This is a genomic window from Comamonas sediminis (genome assembly GCF_041107495.1).
Classification (GTDB): Bacteria; Pseudomonadota; Gammaproteobacteria; order Burkholderiales; family Burkholderiaceae_C; genus Comamonas; species Comamonas sediminis.
In genome coordinates this window covers 1-1,426 of record NZ_JBGBDC010000020.1, presented here as the reverse complement: position 1 = coordinate 1,426, position 1,426 = coordinate 1, and the positions used below count along the sequence as shown (strand labels likewise).

Annotated in this window: 1 rRNA gene; it reads right to left on the bottom strand. The window is 51.9% G+C overall.

Features of this window, described 5'->3' with window-relative positions:
* Positions 1–22: 22 nt before the first annotated feature.
* Positions 23–1,426: ribosomal RNA gene (locus AB7A72_RS23705) — 23S ribosomal RNA — on the bottom strand; the annotation flags it as partial.

The following is a 1,426-nucleotide window of genomic DNA, read 5'->3' as shown; positions in this document are numbered from 1 at the left end:
GGGAGGGGCCGATCAAAGTTATAGGGTCAAGCCGCACGAGCAATTAGTATTGGTTAGCTTAACGCATTGCTGCGCTTCCACACCCAACCTATCAACGTCCTGGTCTAGAACGACTCTTCAGGGGGGTCAAGCCCCCGGCAGATCTCATCTTGGAACGAGTTTCCCGCTTAGATGCTTTCAGCGGTTATCTCTTCCACACATAGCTACTCGGCAATGCCACTGGCGTGACAACCGATACACCAGAGGTGTGTCCACTCCGGTCCTCTCGTACTAGGAGCAGGCTTCCTCAAATCTGCAGCGCCCACGGAAGATAGGGACCAAACTGTCTCACGACGTTTTAAACCCAGCTCACGTACCTCTTTAAATGGCGAACAGCCATACCCTTGGGACCGACTACAGCCCCAGGATGAGATGAGCCGACATCGAGGTGCCAAACACCGCCGTCGATATGAACTCTTGGGCGGTATCAGCCTGTTATCCCCAGAGTACCTTTTATCCGTTGAGCGATGGCCCTTCCATACAGAACCACCGGATCACTATGTCCTGCTTTCGCATCTGCTCGACTTGTCAGTCTCGCAGTTAAGCACGCTTATGCCATTGCACTATCGTCACGATGTCCGACCGTAACTAGCGTACCTTCGAACTCCTCCGTTACGCTTTGGGAGGAGACCGCCCCAGTCAAACTGCCTACCATGCACTGTCCCCGATCCAGATCATGGACCAAGGTTAGAACCTCAAACACACCAGGGTGGTATTTCAACGTTGGCTCCATGAGAACTAGCATCCTCACTTCAAAGCCTCCCACCTATCCTACACAGATCTGTTCAAAGTCCAATACAAAGCTACAGTAAAGGTTCATGGGGTCTTTCCGTCTTTCCGCGGGGAGATTGCATCATCACAAACATTTCAACTTCGCTGAGTCTCAGGAGGAGACAGTGTGGCCATCGTTACGCCATTCGTGCAGGTCGGAACTTACCCGACAAGGAATTTCGCTACCTTAGGACCGTTATAGTTACGGCCGCCGTTTACTGGGACTTCAATCAAGAGCTTGCACCCCATCATTTAATCTTCCAGCACCGGGCAGGCGTCACACCCTATACGTCCACTTTCGTGTTTGCAGAGTGCTGTGTTTTTATTAAACAGTCGCAGCCACCTATTCTTTGCAACCCCGTTTAGCTCCATTTGTTCAACTTCACTTACTTGGGGCACACCTTCTCCCGAAGTTACGGTGTCAATTTGCCGAGTTCCTTCTCCTGAGTTCTCTCAAGCGCCTTAGAATACTCATCTCGCGCACCAGTGTCGGTTTGCGGTACGGTCGTGTGTAGCTGAAGCTTAGTGGCTTTTCCTGGAAGCTGGGTATCACTCACTTCGTCTGCAAGCAGACCCGTTATCACCCCTCATCTTAGCCCGGCGGATTTGCCTACCG